Source organism: Cupriavidus phytohabitans (assembly GCF_017815025.1).
GTDB lineage: Bacteria > Pseudomonadota > Gammaproteobacteria > Burkholderiales > Burkholderiaceae > Cupriavidus.
Window position 1 is genome coordinate 1 of the sequence record NZ_JAGIQB010000075.1, and the last position, 19800, is coordinate 19800.

19 protein-coding genes and 1 pseudogene are annotated in these 19800 nt (G+C 67.5%); 15 read left to right on the forward strand and 5 right to left on the reverse strand.

Translation table 11 applies throughout. The features are described 5' to 3' along the window. The first annotated feature begins 360 nt into the window (after positions 1–360). Complete coding sequence (gene hpnD, locus J8I34_RS30795; protein ID WP_029049276.1) at positions 361–1197, forward strand: presqualene diphosphate synthase HpnD; 837 nt, start codon at positions 361–363, stop codon at positions 1195–1197. Positions 1198–1243: 46 nt separating this feature from the next. Further along, a complete protein-coding gene (locus tag J8I34_RS30800) occupies positions 1244–2506 on the forward strand; it encodes a Zn-dependent hydrolase (RefSeq protein ID WP_209807982.1) in 1263 nt (420 codons plus the stop codon). A 28-nt stretch (positions 2507–2534) separates the two neighbouring features. On the opposite strand, the gene J8I34_RS30805 is transcribed toward J8I34_RS30800, so the two are convergent. Beyond that, positions 2535–2885, reverse strand: coding sequence for a hypothetical protein (locus J8I34_RS30805; protein ID WP_209807984.1), 351 nt, complete (start codon positions 2883–2885; stop codon positions 2535–2537). Positions 2886–3200: 315 nt separating this feature from the next. On the opposite strand from J8I34_RS30805, the gene ompR reads away from it, so the two are divergent. The 5 genes from ompR (at position 3201) to J8I34_RS30830 (ending at position 7539) form a co-directional block, all read left to right on the forward strand. Beyond that, positions 3201–3923, forward strand: a complete 723-nt coding sequence (gene ompR / locus J8I34_RS30810; RefSeq protein ID WP_010810107.1) for an osmolarity response regulator transcription factor OmpR — start codon at positions 3201–3203, stop codon at positions 3921–3923. Between the two features lie 24 nt (positions 3924–3947). Then, positions 3948–5297, forward strand: a complete 1350-nt coding sequence (locus J8I34_RS30815; protein ID WP_035878454.1) for an ATP-binding protein — start codon at positions 3948–3950, stop codon at positions 5295–5297. A 308-nt stretch (positions 5298–5605) separates the two neighbouring features. Continuing rightward, on the forward strand, positions 5606–6154 hold the full coding sequence (locus J8I34_RS30820) for a peroxiredoxin (RefSeq protein ID WP_029049280.1): 549 nt from the start codon (positions 5606–5608) through the stop codon (positions 6152–6154). Between the two features lie 106 nt (positions 6155–6260). Continuing rightward, complete coding sequence (locus J8I34_RS30825) at positions 6261–6782, forward strand: carboxymuconolactone decarboxylase family protein (RefSeq protein ID WP_151071573.1); 522 nt, start codon at positions 6261–6263, stop codon at positions 6780–6782. Between the two features lie 181 nt (positions 6783–6963). Beyond that, the gene (locus J8I34_RS30830; protein ID WP_029049282.1) at positions 6964–7539 is read left to right on the forward strand and encodes a GNAT family N-acetyltransferase; all 576 of its coding nucleotides are present in this window, start codon (positions 6964–6966) and stop codon (positions 7537–7539) included. Positions 7540–7581: 42 nt separating this feature from the next. On the opposite strand, the gene ispF is transcribed toward J8I34_RS30830, so the two are convergent. Both ispF and ispD read right to left on the reverse strand, forming a co-directional pair. After that, the gene (ispF, locus tag J8I34_RS30835) at positions 7582–8091 is read right to left on the reverse strand and encodes a 2-C-methyl-D-erythritol 2,4-cyclodiphosphate synthase (RefSeq protein WP_029049283.1); all 510 of its coding nucleotides are present in this window, start codon (positions 8089–8091) and stop codon (positions 7582–7584) included. Positions 8092–8105: 14 nt separating this feature from the next. After that, complete coding sequence (ispD, locus tag J8I34_RS30840; RefSeq protein WP_029049284.1) at positions 8106–8846, reverse strand: 2-C-methyl-D-erythritol 4-phosphate cytidylyltransferase; 741 nt, start codon at positions 8844–8846, stop codon at positions 8106–8108. A 232-nt stretch (positions 8847–9078) separates the two neighbouring features. Here ispD and mfd point away from each other — a divergent pair, with 232 nt between their 5' ends. From mfd to J8I34_RS30875, 8 genes and pseudogenes are all read left to right on the forward strand, one after another. Then, positions 9079–12528 carry a transcription-repair coupling factor gene (gene mfd / locus J8I34_RS30845; protein ID WP_209807986.1) on the forward strand — a complete coding sequence of 1150 codons (3450 nt, stop codon included), beginning with the start codon at positions 9079–9081 and terminating at the stop codon, positions 12526–12528. A 91-nt stretch (positions 12529–12619) separates the two neighbouring features. Further along, complete coding sequence (argE, locus tag J8I34_RS30850; RefSeq protein WP_209776812.1) at positions 12620–13840, forward strand: acetylornithine deacetylase; 1221 nt, start codon at positions 12620–12622, stop codon at positions 13838–13840. Between the two features lie 12 nt (positions 13841–13852). Then, a pseudogene (locus tag J8I34_RS34975) lies at positions 13853–13995 on the forward strand (amidohydrolase); the annotation flags it as partial. Between the two features lie 96 nt (positions 13996–14091). Further along, the gene (gene serB, locus J8I34_RS30855) at positions 14092–14946 is read left to right on the forward strand and encodes a phosphoserine phosphatase SerB (RefSeq protein WP_209776815.1); all 855 of its coding nucleotides are present in this window, start codon (positions 14092–14094) and stop codon (positions 14944–14946) included. Positions 14947–15108: 162 nt separating this feature from the next. After that, a complete protein-coding gene (locus J8I34_RS30860; protein WP_209807988.1) occupies positions 15109–15405 on the forward strand; it encodes a hypothetical protein in 297 nt (98 codons plus the stop codon). Continuing rightward, entirely contained in the window at positions 15402–15704 is a 303-nt protein-coding gene (locus J8I34_RS30865; protein ID WP_029049289.1) for a hypothetical protein, read from the forward strand. The genes J8I34_RS30860 and J8I34_RS30865 overlap by 4 nt, the downstream gene beginning before the upstream one ends. Positions 15705–15714: 10 nt before the next feature. Then, entirely contained in the window at positions 15715–17361 is a 1647-nt protein-coding gene (locus J8I34_RS30870; RefSeq protein ID WP_209807990.1) for a PepSY-associated TM helix domain-containing protein, read from the forward strand. Positions 17362–17427: 66 nt separating this feature from the next. Continuing rightward, positions 17428–17667 (forward strand): DUF2789 domain-containing protein, encoded by a 240-nt coding sequence (locus J8I34_RS30875; RefSeq protein ID WP_029049291.1) that lies wholly within the window; start codon positions 17428–17430, stop codon positions 17665–17667. Between the two features lie 42 nt (positions 17668–17709). Here J8I34_RS30875 and J8I34_RS30880 read toward each other — a convergent pair whose 3' ends face one another. Together J8I34_RS30880 and J8I34_RS30885 are read right to left on the reverse strand one after the other, a co-directional pair. Further along, positions 17710–18936, reverse strand: coding sequence for a cystathionine beta-lyase (locus J8I34_RS30880; RefSeq protein WP_029049292.1), 1227 nt, complete (start codon positions 18934–18936; stop codon positions 17710–17712). 176 nt (positions 18937–19112) lie between these two features. Further along, positions 19113–19709, reverse strand: coding sequence for a hypothetical protein (locus J8I34_RS30885; protein ID WP_209807992.1), 597 nt, complete (start codon positions 19707–19709; stop codon positions 19113–19115). Between the last annotated feature and the right edge of the window lie 91 nt (positions 19710–19800).

Sequence of the window (19800 nt, forward strand, 5' to 3'; positions counted from 1 at the left end):
CCCAGTAATCGACTCGCTCGCGCGCACATAACCGTGAGAAATCAAAGCATTATGCGCGCCGCCAGCTCAAAGTTCGGGCTAGGAGTCGGATGGAACTGCTGGCAAGGCGGGCCGTCGGCCGCGGAGGCCAGCGCGGGATAATAAATAACTGGCCGGTCAGTAATATAGCGATCCCCCCGGGGGTGCGTCAAACGGCAGGCGACGAAACGCCTGGAACGCTCACTCAGGTGCCATTCCCGACAGATGAGCCGTGGTCAATTGTCTGCCGCCCGGCCACCCGGCGGCGTCCGAGTGCACGGATCGGCGATGCTACAATCGGCGCCCCGCGCTTCCCCACCCCATCTTCAGACCGAGACCGGCGTGACGCCCGATCAGTATTGCCAAGAGAAAGTCGCCCAGAGCGGCTCCAGCTTCTATTACAGCTTCCTGTTCCTGCCGGCCGAACGCCGGCGCGCCATCACCGCGCTGTATGCCTGGTGCCGCGAAGTCGACGACGTGGTCGACGATACACATGATACCGGCCTGGCGCACCAGCAGCTGGACTGGTGGCGAGCGGAACTGCGGCGGCTGTTCGACGGCACGCCCACGCACCCGACCACCCAGGCGCTGCAGCCGCATGTTGCCGGCGCCGGCCTGCCGCAGGTCGAAATGACCGAAGTGCTCGACGGCATGGAGATGGACCTGACGCAGACGCGCTATCTGGATGAAGCCGGCCTGAACCGCTACTGCCATTGCGTCGCCGGCGTGGTCGGCACGCTCAGCGCGCGGCTGTTCGGCTATACCGACCCGAAGACGCTGGAATTTGCCGAGAAGCTCGGGCTGTCGCTGCAACTGGTCAATATCCTGCGCGACGTGGGCGAGGATGCCCGGCGCGGCCGCATCTACCTGCCCGTCGATACGCTGCAGCAGTTCCAGGTGCCGGCGTCAGAAATCCTCAAGGGCCAGCATTCCGAGCGCTTCGTGGCACTGATGCAGTACCACGCCGAACGCGCCCGCAAGCTGTACCGCGAGGCGCTGGCGGCCCTTCCCCGCCAGGACCGCCGCGCCCAGCGCGCCGGGCTGCTGATGGGGGCGATCTACCATGCGCTGCTCGATGAGCTGGAAGCCAGCCAGTTCCAGGTCCTCAGCCAGCGCATCGCGCTGACGCCGCTGCGCAAGCTGTGGATCGCGTGGAAGACCTGGATCCGCAATAGCTGATACATAGTAAACCGGCAGCGAGCCACGATACCCGCCGACACCCGTTATGACCCAGACTACCGCTTCCCTCGGCCAGGCCATCCTCGACCACGCCGACCAGCTCGCCCGCTTCTCCGACATGGAAGGCGGCCTGACCTGCGCCTACCTGACGCCGGCGCACCGTGCCGCGCAGGGCCAGCTGGCGCAATGGATGGAGGCCGCGGGCATGCAGGTGCGCATCGACGCCATCGGCAATGTCATCGGCCGCTACGCCGCCGACCCCGCCGTCACCTATGCCCGCGTGCTGATGACCGGCTCGCATTTCGATACGGTGCGCAATGGCGGCCGCTATGACGGGCGCCTCGGCATCCTGCTGCCGATTGCCGTGGTGGATGCGCTGAACCGGGCCGGGATCCGCCTGCCGTACCACTTCGAGGTGGTGGGCTTCGCCGAGGAGGAAGGGCTGCGCTTCAAGACCAGCTTCCTTGCCAGCAGCGCGCTGGCGGGCCGCTTCGATCCCGCGCTGCTGACCCGCGTCGACGCGGACGGCGTCACGCTGGCCGAGGCGCTGACCAACTCCGGCCTGCCCGGTGCGGGCGACCTGCAGGCACTGCGCGCGGCGGCGCTCGATCCGGCGACGCTGCTGGGCTTCGTCGAAGTGCATATCGAACAGGGACCGGTGCTGCTGCACCACGGCCTGCCACTGGGCGTGGTCACGCAGATCGCAGGCAGCAGCCGCTTCCAGGTTCAGGTGGAAGGCCAGGCCAGCCATGCCGGCACCACACCGATGGGCATGCGCAAGGACGCCGCCGCGGGTGCGGCCGAAATGATCCTGCTGGTGGAAGAGCGCTGCGCCGCCGCGCCCACGCTGGTCGGCACCGTCGGCCAGCTGCAGGTGCCGAACGGATCGAGCAACGTGATCCCGGCGGCCTGCACCTTCTCGATGGACATCCGCGCGGGCACCGACGACATCCGCGAGGCGGCCATTGCCGACATCGTTGCCGGCCTCGAACAGATCGCCGCGCGGCGCGGGCTGTCAGCTCAGGTCGAGCGCGTGCCGCCGGTCAATAACGCACCCTGCGCCCGCTGGCTGATGGACCAGCTCGGCGCGGTATTGAAGAAGCGGGGACTGGAGGCGTTCGAGCTGCCTTCCGGCGCCGGCCACGACGCCATGATGATGCACCGCATCACCGACGTGGCGATGCTGTTCGTGCGCTGCGGCAATGGCGGAATCAGCCACAACCCGCTGGAGACCATCACTGCCGACGACGCGCAGCTGGCAGCCGAGGTCTTCGTCGACTTCCTGCGCCACTTCCAGCCGCGCGGCTGACATAACTGCCCCAGGGGGACGGCAGCGCTCAGCTGCCGTCGTACATCTCCCGCCCGAAATCGTAGAGGCTCTTGCGCAGGCGGCGCCGCTCGTCCGGCGACAACCGCGAACCGCCGCGCTCGCGGTCTTCCGCGCGGCGGCGGTCGGTCTCGCGCTCCTCGGCGCGATGGCGCTCGGCACGGGCACGCGCCTCGCGCTGGCCGTTGGCCGGATCGCTCGCCTGCGCCGACGGATGGCGCTTGAGCAGGTTGGCCATGCCGGCCGACTGGGCCCGCGCCTGCCCGGCCGGTCCAAGCAGCCATGCGGCAGCCGCAAGCGCAATGCATGCGCCGGCGATACCATGCTGCGGATGCCCGTGCCGGGTTCGGTTCACTTTCATTGATAATGGCGGTCTTGGCTTCCGGAAAAGCGGTCACTGAAACCGTCTGAAGCCGGGAAATTTCGTTACCCCGTCCGATCCCCGTCTGGCGCTGCTGTCCTATGCAAGCATCGGGCCAGGGCTGCTAACCGGGGGCGGTCGATGCCGTGGATCATGCGGTGCAAATGCGCGGAAAATCGGCGCGCAAGGTGCGCAAAAAGACGGGATGGCGCAGTGTAATCGCACGATTGATGCACGCCGCCATACCACGGGGTAAAGTATGTAACGTTTTGTTAAGCCATTTTGAGCGAAAGCGATAGTCGCTAAGATACCGCCATGGAAAATACCAGCCACAAGATTCTTGTCGTCGACGATGACCCGCGTCTGCGCGATCTGCTGCGCCGCTATCTGGGCGAACAGGGTTTCACCGTGCTGGTGGCGGAAAACGCCACCGCGATGAACAAGCTCTGGCTGCGCGAGCGTTTCGACCTGCTGGTGCTGGACCTGATGATGCCGGGCGAAGACGGCCTGTCGATCTGCCGCCGGCTGCGCGGTGCCAACGACCAGACCCCGATCATCATGCTCACCGCCAAGGGCGAGGACGTGGACCGCATCGTCGGCCTGGAAATGGGCGCCGACGATTACCTGCCCAAGCCGTTCAATCCGCGCGAGCTGATCGCGCGCATCCACGCGGTGCTGCGCCGCAAGGGCCCGGCCGAAGTGCCCGGCGCCCCCTCCGAGACTCCTGAGACGTTTGCCTTCGGCGACTTCGTGCTGAACCTGGCCACGCGCACGCTGACCAAGAACGACGAGGAAATCACGCTGACCACCGGTGAATTCTCGGTGCTCAAGGTGTTCGCCCGCCATCCGCGCCAGCCGCTGTCGCGCGAGAAGCTGATGGAAATGGCGCGCGGCCGTGAATATGAAGTGTTCGACCGCAGCCTGGACGTGCAGATCTCGCGCCTGCGCAAGCTGATCGAGCCGGACCCGAGCAACCCGCGTTTTATCCAGACGGTCTGGGGCCTGGGCTACGTCTTCATTCCCGATGGCGTGAAATAACCGATAACGGCCGCTGTTCCTATCGTGGCGACCGTTATCGGCAGAACCGCGACGCGGTTCTTTGGTTCGCTGTTCTGGCGAACCTTCATGCTTATCGCCCTGCTGCTGGCGATCTCGCTGGGCATCTGGTTCCAGAGCTACCGGCTGTTCGAACGCGCCCCGCGCGCGCAGCAGATCGCCATGCAGGTGGTCAGCGTGGTCAAGCTCACGCGCGCCGCGCTGCTTTACTCCGACCCCGCGCGGCGCCGCTTCCTGCTGCTCGACCTGGTGCAGAACGAAGGCATCAAGGTCTATCCGCGCGAGAAGGATGACGACTTCGCCGCGCCCACCGCCAACCCGTTCCTGACCTCGCTGGTCCAGCAGGAAATCCGCGGCCGCCTGGGCGAGGACACCGTGCTGGCCACCACCGTCAATGACATTCCCGGCGTGTGGGTCAGCTTCGAGATCGAGGGCGACGACTACTGGGTCGCGATCAGCCCCGAGCGCTTCGAGCGCGTGCCCGGCATCCAGTGGCTGTGGTGGAGCATTGCCGCGCTGCTGCTGTCGATCATCGGCGCGGCCTTTATCACCGCGCGCGTCAACTATCCGCTCAAGCGCCTGGCCAACGCCGCGCGCGCCATCGGTGCCGGCGGCGACCCGCCGCCGCTGCCCGAGCGCGGCGCCAGCGAAGTGGCGCTGGCCAATCACAGCTTCAACCAGATGGTGCGCGACCTGCGCCAGCTCGACGACGACCGCGTGGTGATGCTGGCCGGCATCTCGCATGACCTGCGCACGCCGCTGACGCGGCTGCGCCTGGAAACCGAGATGTCGCCGATGGACACGCCCACGCGCGACGCCATGATCGCCGATATCGAACAGATGGACGCGATCATCGGCCAGTTCCTCAACTACGCGCGGCCGCCGCTGGAAACCGTCGAGCCGGTCGACCTGTCGGCACTGGTACACGATGCCGTGGGCGTCTACGCCGCGCATGACGATGTGCGCGTGCACGTGCGTGCCAATGAGCCGGTGATGGCCGTGGCCAACCGCATGGAAGTCCAGCGCATCCTCGACAACCTGGTCGAAAACGCGCGCCGCTATGCCAAGGACGAGCAGAGCGGCATGGCGGTGGTCGAGATCTCCACCCGGGTCGACGACAAGGAAGCGGTGCTGACCGTGGCCGACCGCGGCAATGGCGTGCCCGAAGGCCAGCTGTCGCTGCTGACGCGGCCGTTCTACCGGCTCGACAGCGCGCGCAGCGAGGCCAAGGGCGCGGGACTGGGCATGTCCATCGTCAACCGCATCATGCAGCGCAACGGCGGACGCCTGCTGCTGGCCAACCGCGCCGCGCCGGATTCGGGCCTGGTGGTCAGTGCCTGCTTCCGCCGCGCGTGAGGGTCGCCGGCGGCGCCGTGCTGCAAACGGCTTGAATCCCGGCGGATCGTCACCAACTTGCCATTTGCGTGCCTGCCTTGCATGGCATACTTGCCGCTCCGTTTCGCTGGCTCTCGCGGGACGATGCAGGCGGTACTGAACCAGCCATGCCTATCGGGCTCTTTGAGAATATCAATTAGCCCCACGCGGAATGATCACGCATAATCACGTTTTGTCGCGGTGCACCGCAGCAAAGTGCCTGGCAAGATCCACGCCGGGACCGCAGCGGCGGCACTGTTCTTACTGCAACCGTATCTGGAGATAGTCTTATGAAGACCGTTGGTGAAAAGCTCGAAGCCTTCCACGTCGTCGGTGTCAAGCCGGGTTTCAACAATCACGAAGAGAACGGCCAGTCGGCTTTCGAAGACATCACCGAAAAGTCGTTCGAAGGCAAGTGGAAGGTCATCTACTTCTACCCGAAGGACTTCACTTTCGTGTGCCCGACCGAAATCGTCGCCTTCGCCAAGCTGAACGGCGACTTCGCTGACCGCGACGCGATCGTGCTCGGCGGCTCGACCGACAACGAATTCGTCAAGCTGGCATGGCGCCGCGAGCACAAGGACCTGAACAAGCTGGACCAGTGGCAATTCGCCGACGTGACCGGCTCGCTGGTCGACCAGCTGGGCGTGCGTGATCAGGCCGCCGGCGTGGCCCTGCGTGCGACCTTCATCGTCGACCCGGACAACGTGATCCAGCACGTTTCGGTGAACAACCTGAACGTCGGCCGCAACCCGGACGAAGTCCTGCGTATCCTGGACGGCCTGCAAACGGACGAGCTGTGCCCGTGCAACCGTGCCGTTGGTGGCGCAACGCTGTAATCTGCAGTTCTTCGCCAGACACTGTGGCGATCCGCGGAGGGCCTCGCTCTTCGCTCCGAAACCCGCTTGCGCGGGTTTTTTGGGCCCCGATCGATAGGAGAAATAAATGGAATTCCTCAGCACGATTAAGAACCTGATCCCCGATTACGCCAAGGACATCCGCCTGAACGTGGACGGCACCATCGCCCGTTCCTCGCTGGAAGGCAACGATGCGGTCGGCGTGGCGCTGGCGGCGGCATTCGCGGCGCAGAGCAAGGTGCTGGTGGATGCCATCCGCAATGCGGGCGTGCTGTCGCCCGAGGAAACCAACGGCGCGCTGACCGCCGCGGCGCTGATGGGCATGAACAACACCTGGTACCCGTACGTCGAGATGGCGGACGACACCGACCTGTCGACCCAGCCGGCCGGCCTGCGCATGAACGCCTACGCCACCCATGGCGGCGTCGACAAGCGCCGTTTCGAGATGTACGCGCTGGCCGCGTCGATCGTGGGCAAATGCCACTTCTGCGTGAAGTCGCACTACCAGTTGCTGAAGAACGAACAGGGCATGACCGCGCAGCAACTGCGCGACGTGGGCCGCATCGCCGCGGTGATCGTGGCCGCGGCCAACGTGATCGCCGCCCAGTAAGCGGACAGCGCGCCCCCGCGCCCTCCGTAGGGGCCGTCCCACGGCCCCTGTAGCACAGCAGCCGGCAGCTTCCCAGCGGGAAATGCCGGCTGTTCCCATCTTGCAACCGACCCCGCGCCGGGACTGCACTGGCGCGGCGATCGGCCTACAATCCAGGCAGGATATGCACTTTCAGCCTGCCATGACCCTGCCTTCGCCGACTTCTCCCCGTTTCCACTACCGCCTTGCCGCGGTGCATGACTGGGGCGACATTGCTGCAGTCACGCAGCAAGCCTATGGCCAGTATGAGCTGGAAATCATGGAAGACTGCCGGGCTTCGTTCCAGCGCGGCATGCAGGCAGTGCTGGCGACCAGCAATCCCGACATGGAATGGTGGGTGGCGGAAACCGACCACGGCATCATGGGCGCCGTGCTGTTCTGCCATCCCGGGGCAACGCTGCCCGCGCTCGACGGCAGCACCATCACGCTGACGCAGCCGGAGGCGCGGCTGCTGTCGGTCAGCCCGCAGGCGCGCGGCCTGGGGCTGGGGCGCACGCTGATGCAGATCTGCATCCAGCGCGCGCGCGATATCGGCTCGCCCACGCTGCTGGTAAGGACCATGCCTGAGATGGCCTCGGCCAACCGGCTGGTGCAGCAGATGGGCTTCACCAAGCGCACCGAGGCCGGTGCGCGCTCGGGCGCCATGGCGCGGCTGATCGACTACACCTACGCCATCCCGCCGGAAAATGCCCCGGCGGCGGACGCGCCACGCAGCTAGCAGCGTTCGCCAGCCCCGCCCACCGCGCCCACGGCACGGCGCTCAGTCCTGCGCGCCCGTCACCGAGGCGCGCCACACCAGCACCGCGGCCTGCGCCACGATCCCTTCCTGCCGCCCTTCGAAGCCCAGCTTTTCGTTGGTCTTTGCCTTGACGTTGCAGCGCCCGGGCGCCAGCCCCAGGTCTTCCGCCAGGTTGGCCACCATCGCGCCGACATGCGGTGCCAGCCTGGGCGCCTGCGCAATCACGGTGGCATCGACATTGCCGATCTCGTAGCCCGCCGCGCGCACGCGGCGCGCGGCCTCGCGCAGCAGCACGCGGCTGTCGGCGCCGGCAAACTGCGCGTCGGTATCGGGGAAATGACGGCCGATATCACCCAGCGCAGCCGCGCCGAACAACGCGTCAGTCACAGCGTGCAGCAGCGCGTCGGCATCCGAATGGCCCAGCAGGCCGCGGTCGTGCGGAATCTCCACGCCGCCAAGGATCAGCTTGCGGCCCGGCACCAATGCGTGGACGTCATAGCCCTGGCCCACGCGGATATCGAAAGGCATCATTGCGGTTACGCTCCTTATGCTCCATTTGCTCCGGTCCCCAGCAGCACTTCGGCAAGCGCGAAGTCTTCCGGGTATGTCACCTTGAAATTGCGCAGCGAGCCGTTGACCAGCCGCGGATGCAGCCCCAGCCGCTCGATCGCGCTGGCTTCGTCGGTCACCACCGCGCCGGCCGCCATGGCATCCTGCAGCGCCTGGCGCAGCACGCCGAGGCGGAACATCTGCGGGGTCTGCGCCTGCCACAGCCCTTCGCGCGGCACGGTGCCGCCGATACGGGCATCGTCCTGCGCACGCTTGAGGGTGTCGGGCACCGGCACCGCCAGGATGCCGCCGATGGCCGCATCCGGATCATCGTCGCCGTCGCTTTCGACCGCGCGCACCAGCGCGTGGATCATCGCCGGGGTCAGGCCCGGGCGCGCGGCGTCGTGCACCAGCACCCAGTCGGTATCGGTGGCGCCGAGCTGGGCCAGGTGATGTAGTCCCGCCAGCACCGATGCATGCCGCGTGTCGCCGCCAACGAAGGCGGTGTCGAAGCGCAGCCCGGCGAACGTGGCGGCGCCGAAGCGCGATTCCAGCGGCATGTCGTCGGGCGCCAGCACCAGCGCGGTGGCGTTGATCGCATCGCACGCCGAGAACGCCGCCAGCGCGTACCAGATCATCGGCCGGCCGGCCACGGTCTGGTACTGCTTGGGAACGGTGCCGCCGGCGCGGCTGCCGGTACCGGCACAGGGAATCAGGGCAAAGCGGCGAGCGGACACGGCTAGGGCAGGAAGTGGAGGGCGAAGTGGAACTGCAGTGGCTGGGCTCGCGCCGGCGCCGTGGCGCCAGCGGGACAACCGGGTCGCATTCTATAATACGGCCCTTGCCCGTCGCCATGCGCATGCGTGCCTGGCGGCGTGGGCGGGTGCGGCCACGTGCCCGCAGCATTCTGTCCGACCCCCGCCCGCGATGCCGGCGGGGTGTCGTCGTTTTGAACGCCTCGTTGCCGACATGCCTGACGCTACGCCCTCCCTGCCCTTCGTCAACCTGCCGCTGGTCAAGCCCGGCCTGCGCCACACCGTGGCCGGCCTGCGTGGCTCCGCCGATGCCCTGGCCCTTGCCGCCTACGCGCGGCAGCACCGCGCGCGCGTGCCGATGCTGGCAGTGGTGTGCGCCAATGCCGTCGACGCCCAGCGCCTGGCCGAAGAAATCCCCTGGTTCGCCCCCGAGCTGCGCGTGCGCCTGCTGCCCGACTGGGAAACGCTGCCGTACGACAGCTTCTCGCCGCACCAGGACCTGGTCTCCGAACGCCTTGCCACGCTGCACGATATCCAGGGCGGCCAATGCGACGTGATGCTGGTGCCGGCCAGCACCGCGCTGTACCGGCTGGCCCCGCCTTCTTTCCTGGCGGCCTACACCTTCTTCTTCAAGCAGGGCGAGCGCCTGGACGAAGCTGCGCTGAAGGCGCAGTTCACGCTGGCCGGCTACGAGCACGTCAGCGCCGTGATGCGCCCGGGCGAATACAGCGTGCGCGGCGGCCTGATCGACCTGTACCCCATGGGCTCGGCGCTGCCGTACCGGATCGACCTGTTCGGCGACGACATCGAGACCATCCGCGCCTTCGACCCGGACACGCAGCGCAGCCTGTACCCGGTCAAGGAAGTGCGCCTGTTGCCGGGCCGCGAGTTCCCGCTCGACGAAGCCGCGCGCACCGCGTTCCGCGGCCGCTGGCGCGAAGTGTTCGAGGGTGACCCGACCAAGTCGCCGATCTACAAGGACATCGGCAACGGCGTGCCGTCGGCGGGCATCGAGTACTACCTGCCGCTGTTTTTCGAAAACAGCGCGACGCTGTTCGACTATCTGCCGGCGGATACGCAGCTCGCCTTTGCAGGCAACATCGATGAAGCGATCCGCCGCTTCTGGGCCGACACCACGCAGCGCTACAACTTCATGCGGCACGACCGCGAGCGGCCGCTGCTGCCGCCGGCCGACCTGTTCCTGTCCGAGGAGCAGTTCTTCGTCGGCGCCAAGCCGATGGCGCGGCTGGTGCTGCAGGCCGAGCCCGGCGCGGACCAGACACCGTTCTCGGCGATCCTGCCCGATGTCTCGGTCAACCGGCGCGCCGAAGATCCGCTGGTCAACCTGGAATCGCTGCTGCTCGAGAAGCGGACCCGCGTGCTGATGTGCGCAGACTCCGCCGGCCGGCGCGAGACGCTGCTGCAGCTGTTTGCCGAAAGCGGCCGGCGCCCGCAGCCAGTGGACGACTTTGCCGCGTTCCTTGCCGGCGAATCGCACTTCTCGATCGCGGTGGCGCCGCTGCAGAGCGGCTTTGCGCTGCCACAGGGGCAACTCGCCTTCGTCACCGAGGCCGAGCTGTACGCCGGCACCGCGCGCCGCACCGGCCGCCGCAAGCAGGAGCAGGCCACCGCCGTCGACTCGATGGTGCGCGACCTGGCCGAACTGAAGATCGGCGATCCGGTGGTGCACAGCGAGCACGGCATCGGCCGTTACCATGGCCTGGTGTCGCTCGACATGGGCCAGGGCGAGGAGGAATTCCTGCACCTCGAATACGACAAGGCCAGCAAGCTGTATGTGCCGGTGCACCAGTTGCACGTGATCTCGCGCTACTCCGGCGCCGATCCGGACACCGCGCCCCTGCACCACCTGGGCTCGGGCCAGTGGGACAAGGCCAAGCGCCGCGCCGCGCAGCAGATCCGCGATACCGCCGCCGAACTGCTGAACCTGTATGCGCGCCGCGCCGCGCGCGAGGGCTTCGCCTTCCCGCTGTCGCCGAAGGACTACGAGACCTTTGCCGAGAGCTTCGGCTTCGAGGAAACGCCGGACCAGGCCGCCGCCATCGCCGCGGTGATCGCCGACATGACCTCGGGCAAGCCGATGGACCGGCTGGTCTGCGGCGATGTCGGCTTCGGCAAGACCGAAGTCGCGCTGCGCGCTGCCTTTGTCGCGGTGCTCGGCGGCAAGCAGGTGGCGATGCTCGCGCCGACCACGCTGCTGGCCGAGCAGCACTTCCAGACGCTGTCCGACCGCTTCGCCGAATGGCCGGTGCGCATCGTCGAGCTGTCGCGCTTCAAGACCAAGAAGGAGATCGACGCGGCCATCAAGCAGATTAACGAGGGCAGCGTCGACATCGTTATCGGCACGCACAAGATCCTGTCCGACCAGGTCAAATTCCAGCGCCTGGGACTGGTCATCATCGACGAGGAACACCGCTTCGGCGTGCGCCAGAAGGAAGCGCTGAAGACGCTGCGCGCCGAGGTCGACATCCTGACGCTGACCGCCACGCCGATCCCGCGCACGCTGGGCATGGCACTGGAAGGCCTGCGCGATTTCTCGGTGATCGCCACCGCGCCGCAGAAGCGGCTGGCAATCAAGACCTTCGTGCGGCGCGAGGAAGACGGCGTGATCCGCGAGGCCATCCTGCGCGAGCTCAAGCGCGGCGGGCAAGTCTACTTCCTGCACAACGAGGTCGAGACCATCGAGAACAAGCGCGCAAAGCTCGCCGAGCTGGTGCCAGAGGCGCGCATCGCCGTGGCGCACGGCCAGATGCACGAGCGCGAGCTGGAGCGCGTGATGCGCGACTTTGTCTCGCGCCGCGACAACATCCTGCTGTGCACCACCATTATCGAGACCGGCATCGACGTGCCGACCGCCAACACCATCCTGATCCACCGCTCCGACAAGTTCGGGCTGGCGCAGCTGCACCAGCTGCGCGGCCGCGTGGGGCGTTCGCACCACCAGGCCTATGCCTACCTGCTGGTGCACGATGTCGACGGCCTGACCAAGCAGGCGCAGCGCCGGCTCGAAGCGATCCAGCAGATGGAGGAGCTCGGCTCGGGCTTCTACCTGGCCATGCACGACCTGGAAATCCGCGGCGCCGGCGAGGTGCTGGGCGACAAGCAGTCGGGCGAGATCCACGAGATCGGCTTCCAGCTCTACACCGACATGCTCAATCATGCTGTCAAGGCGCTGAAGGCCGGCAAGGAGCCCGACCTGATGGCGCCGCTGGCGGCGACCACCGAGATCAACCTCGGCACGCCGGCGCTGCTGCCCAACGACTACTGCGGCGATGTGCATGAACGCCTGTCGCTGTACAAGCGCCTGGCCAACTGCGAGACCGCCGAGCGTGTCGACGATATCCAGGAAGAGCTGATCGACCGCTTCGGCAGGCTGCCGGCGCAGGCTCAGGCGCTGGTGGAAACGCACCGGCTGCGCATCGCCGCGGCACCGCTGGGCGTGCGCAAGATCGACGCGGGCGAGGCCACCATCAGCGTGCAGTTCGTGCCCAATCCGCCGATCGATGCCATGCGCATCATCGACCTGGTGCAGAAGAACCGGCATATCAAGCTGGCCGGGCAGGACAAGCTGCGCATCGAGGCCAAGATGCCGGACGTGACGCTACGCGCGCAGACGATCAAGCATACGCTGCGGCAACTGGCGTAATGCTGCGGGGCGGTGCCATGCGCCGCTTGCATGGACTCGGCATTCGACCGGGTGTAGCATCGGACTCCTGACCGGTTAGTGATAGCGCCCCATGCCAGCCCAAGCCGCCGCCCCGACCCAGACCAAGACCGCCAATGACCATGCCGCGCGCGGCAGCGCGCTCGAATGGACCCAGCGGCTGGTCGCCTACGACACCACCAGCCGCCACTCCAACCTCGGCCTGATCGAGACCGTGCGCGACCACTTCCTGGCCAGGGGCTTGAAGCCGCATCTGAGCTACAACCCGCAGCAGGACAAGGCCAATCTCTTTGTCACGGTGCCCGCGGCCAATGGCAGCACCAACGGCGGCATCGTGCTGTCGGGCCACACCGACGTGGTGCCGGTGGACGGCCAGAACTGGACTACCGATCCGTTCAAGCCGGTGATCCGCGACGGCAAGCTGTATGGCCGCGGCACCTGCGACATGAAGGGGTTCATCGGCACCAGCCTGTCGCTGCTGCCGGCCATCCTCGACGCGAAGCTGCGCGAGCCGGTGCACTACGCCCTCTCCTTCGATGAAGAGATCGGCTGCATGGGCGCGCCCTACCTGCTGGCCGAACTGCGCGACCGTGGCGTGACGCCCGGCGGCTGCATCGTCGGCGAGCCGACCAGCATGCGCGTGATCGTGGCGCACAAGGGCATCAACGCCTACCGCTGCTGCGTCCGGGGCCAGGCCGCGCACTCGTCCCTGACGCCGCGCGGCGTCAATGCGATCGAATATGCGGCGCGGCTGATCTGCTTCATCCGCGATATCGCCGATGAGTTCAAGGCCAACGGTCCTTACGACGAGGCCTTCGACGTGCCCTACACCACCGCGCAGACCGGCACCATCCAGGGCGGCATTGCGCTCAATACCATCCCCGCGCTGTGCGAGTTCGTGTTCGAGTTCCGCAATTTGCCTGGGGTGGATCCGGAAGCGATCTACGCGCGCATCCATGCCTACGCCAGCGACGTACTGCTGCCGAAGATGCGCGCCGAGCATGCCGATGCCGACCTGACGCTAAGCAAGATCGCCGCGGCGCCGTCGCTGGATGCCGCCGAGCAGGCCGCGATCACGCAGCTGGTGCGGGCGCTGACGGCGGACCGCGAGACCAACAAGGTCGCCTATGGCACCGAGGCCGGGCTGTTCCAGCGCGCGGGCATTCCGGCGGTGGTGTGCGGGCCCGGCGATATCCAGCAGGCGCACAAGCCGGATGAGTTTGTCACCCTGGAACAGCTGACGGCGTGCGAGGCGTTCTTGCATAAGGTCGTGGATAGCCTGCGCATGGCCTGACCGGCTTTGTCTGGCGTGACACCCAAGGGCCAAAATGTGACCAAGGCGCCCTCCAGTCCTCGCCGGAGTTCTATGTGGACAAGCCGGCGCTGATCAACGGCGTGCGCACGCTGTCCAACCTGACGGTGGCCTACATGCTGATGAAGCAGCGCTGAGCGCGCTGCAAATTGGCCCGGGCGGCTACAATAGCGGTTTTTCCGCGTTGCCGCCCCGCTTCCCTGCCCTGAGGCGCGCGCCCGATCCTCGCTGTCATGCCCCTGATTCTCCAGAGCACTGCCCCGCTTTCCGCCGCCGACTTCGACACCGTCCGCACGCTCGCCCGCGCCTCCGAACTGGAGCCGCGCGGCGACACCGTGGCCGCTGCCGAAGACTGCGCGCCGCTGACGCCGGCGCTGCGCGATGCGCTGGACGATTTCTGCGGTCCGCGCGCGATCGACTGGGCCGTGGTCCCGGCCGGACGCAAGCTGTCGGACTTCCGGCTGGTGGCGATGGATATGGACTCGACGCTGATCACGATCGAGTGCATCGACGAGATCGCGGATTTCTGCGGCCTCAAGGCCGAGGTTTCCGCCATCACCGAAGCCGCGATGCGTGGCGAGATCACCGATTTCAATGAAAGCCTGCGGCGCCGCGTGGCGCTGCTCAAGGGCCTGGACGCCAGCGTGCTCGACCGCGTCTATGCCGAACGCCTGCGCCTGTCGCCGGGTGCCGAGCGCATGCTGCAGGCCGTGCAGGCGCTGGGCATCAAGACGCTGCTGGTGTCGGGCGGTTTCGTCCACTTCACCGACCAGCTCAAGCCGCGCCTGAAGCTGGACTTCACCCGCGCCAATACGCTGGAGATCGTCGACGGCAAGCTGACCGGCAACGTAGTCGGCGAGATCGTCAACGCCGACGTCAAGGCCCGTACCGTGCAGGAAGTCTGCGCGCTGATCGGCGCCACGCCGGACCAGGCCATCGTCATGGGCGACGGCTCCAACGACCTCAAGATGATGGCGGTCGCCGGCCTGTCGGTGGCGTTCCGCGCCAAGCCGGTGGTGCGCGCGCAGGCCAGCGTGGCGTTCAACCACGTCGGGCTGGACGCGCTGCTGGAACTGTTTCCGCACTGAAATCCTGCCTGCCGCCCGGCGGCGTTCGATCGGACGTTGCTAGCCGGAGTTCCGGGGGGTGGACAGGCACACCAGATGTGGATGTTGACCGCCAACATTCCGCTTGCTCATTGAAATGCGAATCATTACTATTAATGTTTCTATTCGCTGACATTTCCTCTCATGCAAGTTCTGGCCGTTTTCCTGGGCCTGGCGGCGGCTGCCTGCCTGTACCTGGCCGCGCCTAACCAGGTCCTGCTACCACCGGGACGTGTCCCGCAGCCGCGCGTATCCGGCTGGCTGGGCCTGGTGCTCGTGCTCGCCAGCACCTGGCTGTGGAGCACGACCGATGGCTGGCCGGTGGCGATCGCCGCCAGCCTGGCTACGGTGCCGTGCGCGCTGTCGGCCTGGCCCTTCGTGGGCACCTATGTCCACCGCAGGCGCCTGGCGGCGCAGGGCCAGAGGGGGAAACGGGCATGAGCGCCACCACCGAGACCATGGGCACCAAGTGGCTGGCAGGCACCCTGCTTGGCCTGCCGCTCGCCGTGGCGCTGTGCACGCTGTCTATCCTCTGGCTGCCCGGTGGCTGGGAAACTGGCCTCGTCGCCGCGGTCGTGGCTTGCCTGCCCGTATGGGTGGCCATCATCAGCTGCAGCCTGTTGTTCCGCACCAGCCGCTCGGCCTGGCTGTGGCTGGGCAGCGCCAACCTGCTCTGCTTCGGCGCGCTGTGGGCCCTGCGCCTGGCGGGCCTGGCCCCGGCCGCGCTGTCCGTCTCCTGAGAACGCCATCATGAAAACCGCAACCCTGCGCCTGTACCAGACGCTGCATACCTGGGTCGGCCTGATGGCCGGCTGGGCCCTGTTCATCGCCTTCTTTGCCGGCGCCGTGACCGTGTTCCACCACGAGCTGCATGTGTGGCAGTCTCCCACGCGCCTGAAAGGTAGCGCGCCGGTCGAGGCCCAGGCCGACCCCGCAGCGGTCGACCGCTTCATGCACAAGCTGGTCGCGATCCACCCTGAGGCCGCCGCGAGCGCCTACGTGATCATGCCATCCGAAGGCGAGCCCAATATCGCCGCCTACTGGCAGGACAAGACCGGCGAATGGCAGATGACCACCGACGCGCGCCTGGCCGGCGATGCCGCGATGCAGCGCGACACCTCGCGCGACCAGGTGATCGGTGAGCTCTCGGCGTTCCTGAACAGCCTGCACTATTCGCTCGGCATCCCCGTCGGCGGGATTTACTTCATGGGCGCGATCTCGGTGCTCTACGGGCTCGCCCTGGTGTCGGGCGTGCTGCTGCACCTGCCGCGCCTCAGGAAGGACCTGTTCGCGGTGCGCCCGGGACGCAACCTCAAGCGCTTCTGGATGGATGCGCACAACGTGCTGGGACTGTTCAGCCTGCCCTTCCACCTGGTCTTTGCCGTCACCGGCGCGCTGTTCTGCCTGTCCCTGGTGCTGATGATGGTGTTCAACACGCTGACCTTCGATGGCCGCCTGTTCGAAGCGGTGCCGCGTGCCACCACCGCGGTGCCGGAGGTGGCTGCCGCCGGCCGCGCGGTGCCGACGATGCCCACCGAGACCCTGGTGCGGATCGCGCAACAGCATGGCGGCGAACGCTTCACGCCGGAATCGTTCCGCTTCCAGCGCTTCGGCGACGCCAATGCCGTGGTCGAAGTGCGCGGCACCAGCGCCAGGGCGCTCGGCAATCTCGGCTCGGTCGGGATCCACGCCGCGCAGGGCGAACCCGACGCGGGCCAGCTGACCGCCAACCAGACCGCCGGTGCGCGCGACAGCAACCACGGGCTGTACAGCGCGCTGTATGCGCTGCACTTCGGCACCTTCGGCGCGCTGCCGCTGCGGCTGGTCTACCTGCTGGCGGGCCTGTCGGGCGCGTTCCTGTTCTATTCGGGTAACCTGCTGTGGATCGAGTCGCGGCGCAAGCTGCGCCAGGCCGAACAGCCGCGCGTGCACCGCTTGCTGGCGCAGGCGACCGTCGGCGTCTGCATCGGCTGCTGCATCGGCGTGGCGCTGTGCTTCCCGGCCGCGCTGCTGTGGCCCGAACGCGCGGTGAGCTACACCTACTTCACGGTGTTCGGCATTGCCTGTGCGTGGGCGCTGCTGCGCCCGCCGGTACGCGGAGCGATCGAACTGCTGTACGTGGCGGCGCTGGCCGCGCTGACCGTGCCGCTGTCCAACGCCATCCTGACCGGCGACCACCTGCTGCGCAGCATCCCCAGCGGGCACTGGATCATCGCCGGCTTCGATATTGGCGCCATCGCGCTGGCGGCGGGCTTCGTCGCCCTCGCCCGCGCCACCCAGCGGCGTGCGCGCAGCGGAGCGGCCGAGTCGGTCTGGGCGATGCCGCGTGCGGCCGCCTCGTCCACGGCCACGGCCGCCGCCGGCGCCAAGCCGATGCCCAGCGTCGACGCCCGCTGAGCCCCGACGGTTGAACGGGGACTCGCCTACACTACATGAGCCCCCCAACCATCAAACCAGACCGCCATGGAACCGACCTTCCACCAGTTTTCCGAACTGTTCGCGCAACTCGGCCTGGCTTCGGATGAAGCCAGCATCCGCAGCTTCATCGGCCAGCACGCGCCGCTGCCAGACGATGTGGAACTGGCGGAGGCGCCGTTCTGGACGCCGGCGCAGTCAGCGCTGCTGCACGACGAGCTTCTCGACGACGCCGACTGGGCCGAAGTGGTCGACCAGCTCAACCTGGCGCTGCGCAAGCCTGCCTGAAGCGGCGCGGGGCGCCTGCGCCCCGCCTCCGCCTTGCATCCCTTACGCCGCGCCCAGCTTTGCCTCCATTGCCTGGCGCAGGTCGGCGATCAGGTCGCGCGTATCTTCCAGGCCGATATAGAGCCGCACCAGTTCGCCGGTATCCTGCCAGCCGGCCGGCGGCCAGGTGCCTGCCGGGCGCATGCCCTGCACGTGATAAGGCACGGCCAGGCTATGCGCGCCACCCCACGACCAGCCGATCGCGAACAACTGCAGCGCCTCGACAAAGGCATCGACCTGCCGGCGCGAGTAGCGCGCGCGCAGGATGATGGCAAACAGGCCAGTGGCACCGGTGAAGTCGCGCCGCCAGTTGGCATGGCCCGGGCAGTCGGGCAGCGCGGGATGCAGCACGCGCGCCACCTCGGGCCGCTGGTGCAGCCATTCGGCGACTTCGCGCGCGCCGCGGTCGTGCGCCGCCAGCCGCACCGGCAGGCTCGGCAGCCCGCGCAGCACCAGGTGGCAGTCATCGGCAGACACGCCCCAGCCCATCAGCATGCGGGTGCGCCGCAGGCGGTCGTGCAGCGCATCGTCGCGCGTCATCACCGCGCCCATCAGCACATCGCTGCCGCCGGACTGGTACTTGGTCAGCGCCTGCACCGAGATGTCGATGCCCTTGTCGAACGGGCGGAAGTAGACGCCGCCCGACCAGGTATTGTCGATCGCCGTCAGCACGCCACGCGCCTGCGCGGCGGCGACGATGGCATCGGTGTCCGCCACCTCCATCGTCACCGAACCCGGCGACTCCATCCAGATCAGGCGCGTCTCGGGACGGATCATCGCGGCCATGCCGGCAACGTCCATCGGGTCGTAGTAGCGCACCGACACGCCGTAGTCGCGCGCCAGCCATTCGCCATGGTCGCGGTTGGGGCCGTAAACGTTATGCGGCACCAGCACGTCGTCGCCGCTCTTGAGCAGCGCGAAGTAGACCAGCGAAATCGCCGCCAGCCCCGAAGGCAGCAGCAAGGTATGGCGCGCGCCTTCGATCAGCGCCAGGTGCTGGCACAGCGCCTCGCTGGTCGGGGTGGCGTGCAGGCCGTAGCGCCAGTAAGTGGTGGTGCCGTCGCCCTGGGCACGAAGTTCGGCCAGGTTGCGGAAGACCACGGTCGAGCCACGGTGGGTGGCGGGCGAGAACGAGGCAAAGCCGGATGCGATGTCCAGCTCGGGCTGGACCGCGACGGTCTGCAGGTAATGGGGACGGGATGCGGGCTTGTCGGACGGCGAATCGGACACGGCGGATTCCTTGCTGGCTACTAGCGACTACTGGCCGGCGTTGCCGCGATGCCACGCAGGCATCACACTATCCAGCCAGGGATGAGACTCTGTGAGCCTTCGAGCTTACCAGCAAATGCCGGCCGCGCCACCGGGAACGATGGCGGACCGCTTGTCACGCGGAACATGCTGCCGGACTACCAGCCCGAGATCGACGACTTGGGCGGCGGCGGCGCGTAGGTGACGCCGCTGTTGGGTGTCATGTCGAACGGCGGGATAACCAGCACCCCCAGCGGGCGGATAAAGAACGGCAGCACGATGGCGGGATTGAAGGCATCGGTCCAGGTGCCGCGCACGGCGCCGCTGGCGTCGATGTTGCCCTCCCAGTTGCCCGTCACGCGCGTACCGTCGTCCGACTCTTCCATCAGGAAGGCACCGTTTTCCCATTCGCCGGCGAGCAGGCGCACACCTGCGCCGCGGCCGGCGTATTCGCCACGCACGCTATTGCGCTCGTCGGGCTTGGGGCCGAGCCGCAGCCGCACGGGCTGGTCGCCGACCTTGCCGACATAGACAGGAAGCTTTGCGTATTCCGGCCGCGGTGCCAGCGGCCTGGCAGTTGCGGTGGACAGTGCGCTGCCGCGCCGCGCCTCGCCCTCACGGATGGCCTGGTTGATGCCCAGGCCCTCGCTGCCGCCCGAAACCGCCCCGACCGGACCGGTCGACAACTCGGTCGCCGGTGCGGCCTGCGCCGTGCCCGCCAGGGCGAGCACGGCGGCCAGCGCCGAGAAAGACATTTTCAGCAGCACACGGCGCAAGGCCAACCTCAGATCCGCTCAAAGATGGCGGCAATGCCCTGCCCGCCGCCGATGCACATCGTCACCAGCG

What these genes read in the sequence shown, in the direction of transcription:
- ompR (WP_010810107.1), top strand. Translation starts at nt 3,201, where the DNA reads ATGGAAAATACCAGCCACAAGATTCTTGTCGTCGACGATGACCCGCGT.
- J8I34_RS30865 (WP_029049289.1), top strand. Translation starts at nt 15,402, where the DNA reads ATGAGCGCCACCACCGAGACCATGGGCACCAAGTGGCTGGCAGGCACC.
- serB (WP_209776815.1), top strand. Translation starts at nt 14,092, where the DNA reads ATGCCCCTGATTCTCCAGAGCACTGCCCCGCTTTCCGCCGCCGACTTC.
- J8I34_RS30830 (WP_029049282.1), top strand. Translation starts at nt 6,964, where the DNA reads ATGACCCTGCCTTCGCCGACTTCTCCCCGTTTCCACTACCGCCTTGCC.
- mfd (WP_209807986.1), top strand. Translation starts at nt 9,079, where the DNA reads ATGCCTGACGCTACGCCCTCCCTGCCCTTCGTCAACCTGCCGCTGGTC.
- argE (WP_209776812.1), top strand. Translation starts at nt 12,620, where the DNA reads ATGCCAGCCCAAGCCGCCGCCCCGACCCAGACCAAGACCGCCAATGAC.
- J8I34_RS30870 (WP_209807990.1), top strand. Translation starts at nt 15,715, where the DNA reads ATGAAAACCGCAACCCTGCGCCTGTACCAGACGCTGCATACCTGGGTC.
- J8I34_RS30805 (WP_209807984.1), bottom strand. Translation starts at nt 2,885, where the DNA reads ATGAAAGTGAACCGAACCCGGCACGGGCATCCGCAGCATGGTATCGCC.
- J8I34_RS30885 (WP_209807992.1), bottom strand. Translation starts at nt 19,709, where the DNA reads ATGTCTTTCTCGGCGCTGGCCGCCGTGCTCGCCCTGGCGGGCACGGCG.
- ispF (WP_029049283.1), bottom strand. Translation starts at nt 8,091, where the DNA reads ATGATGCCTTTCGATATCCGCGTGGGCCAGGGCTATGACGTCCACGCA.
- J8I34_RS30820 (WP_029049280.1), top strand. Translation starts at nt 5,606, where the DNA reads ATGAAGACCGTTGGTGAAAAGCTCGAAGCCTTCCACGTCGTCGGTGTC.
- J8I34_RS30875 (WP_029049291.1), top strand. Translation starts at nt 17,428, where the DNA reads ATGGAACCGACCTTCCACCAGTTTTCCGAACTGTTCGCGCAACTCGGC.
- J8I34_RS30860 (WP_209807988.1), top strand. Translation starts at nt 15,109, where the DNA reads ATGCAAGTTCTGGCCGTTTTCCTGGGCCTGGCGGCGGCTGCCTGCCTG.
- J8I34_RS30800 (WP_209807982.1), top strand. Translation starts at nt 1,244, where the DNA reads ATGACCCAGACTACCGCTTCCCTCGGCCAGGCCATCCTCGACCACGCC.
- J8I34_RS30825 (WP_151071573.1), top strand. Translation starts at nt 6,261, where the DNA reads ATGGAATTCCTCAGCACGATTAAGAACCTGATCCCCGATTACGCCAAG.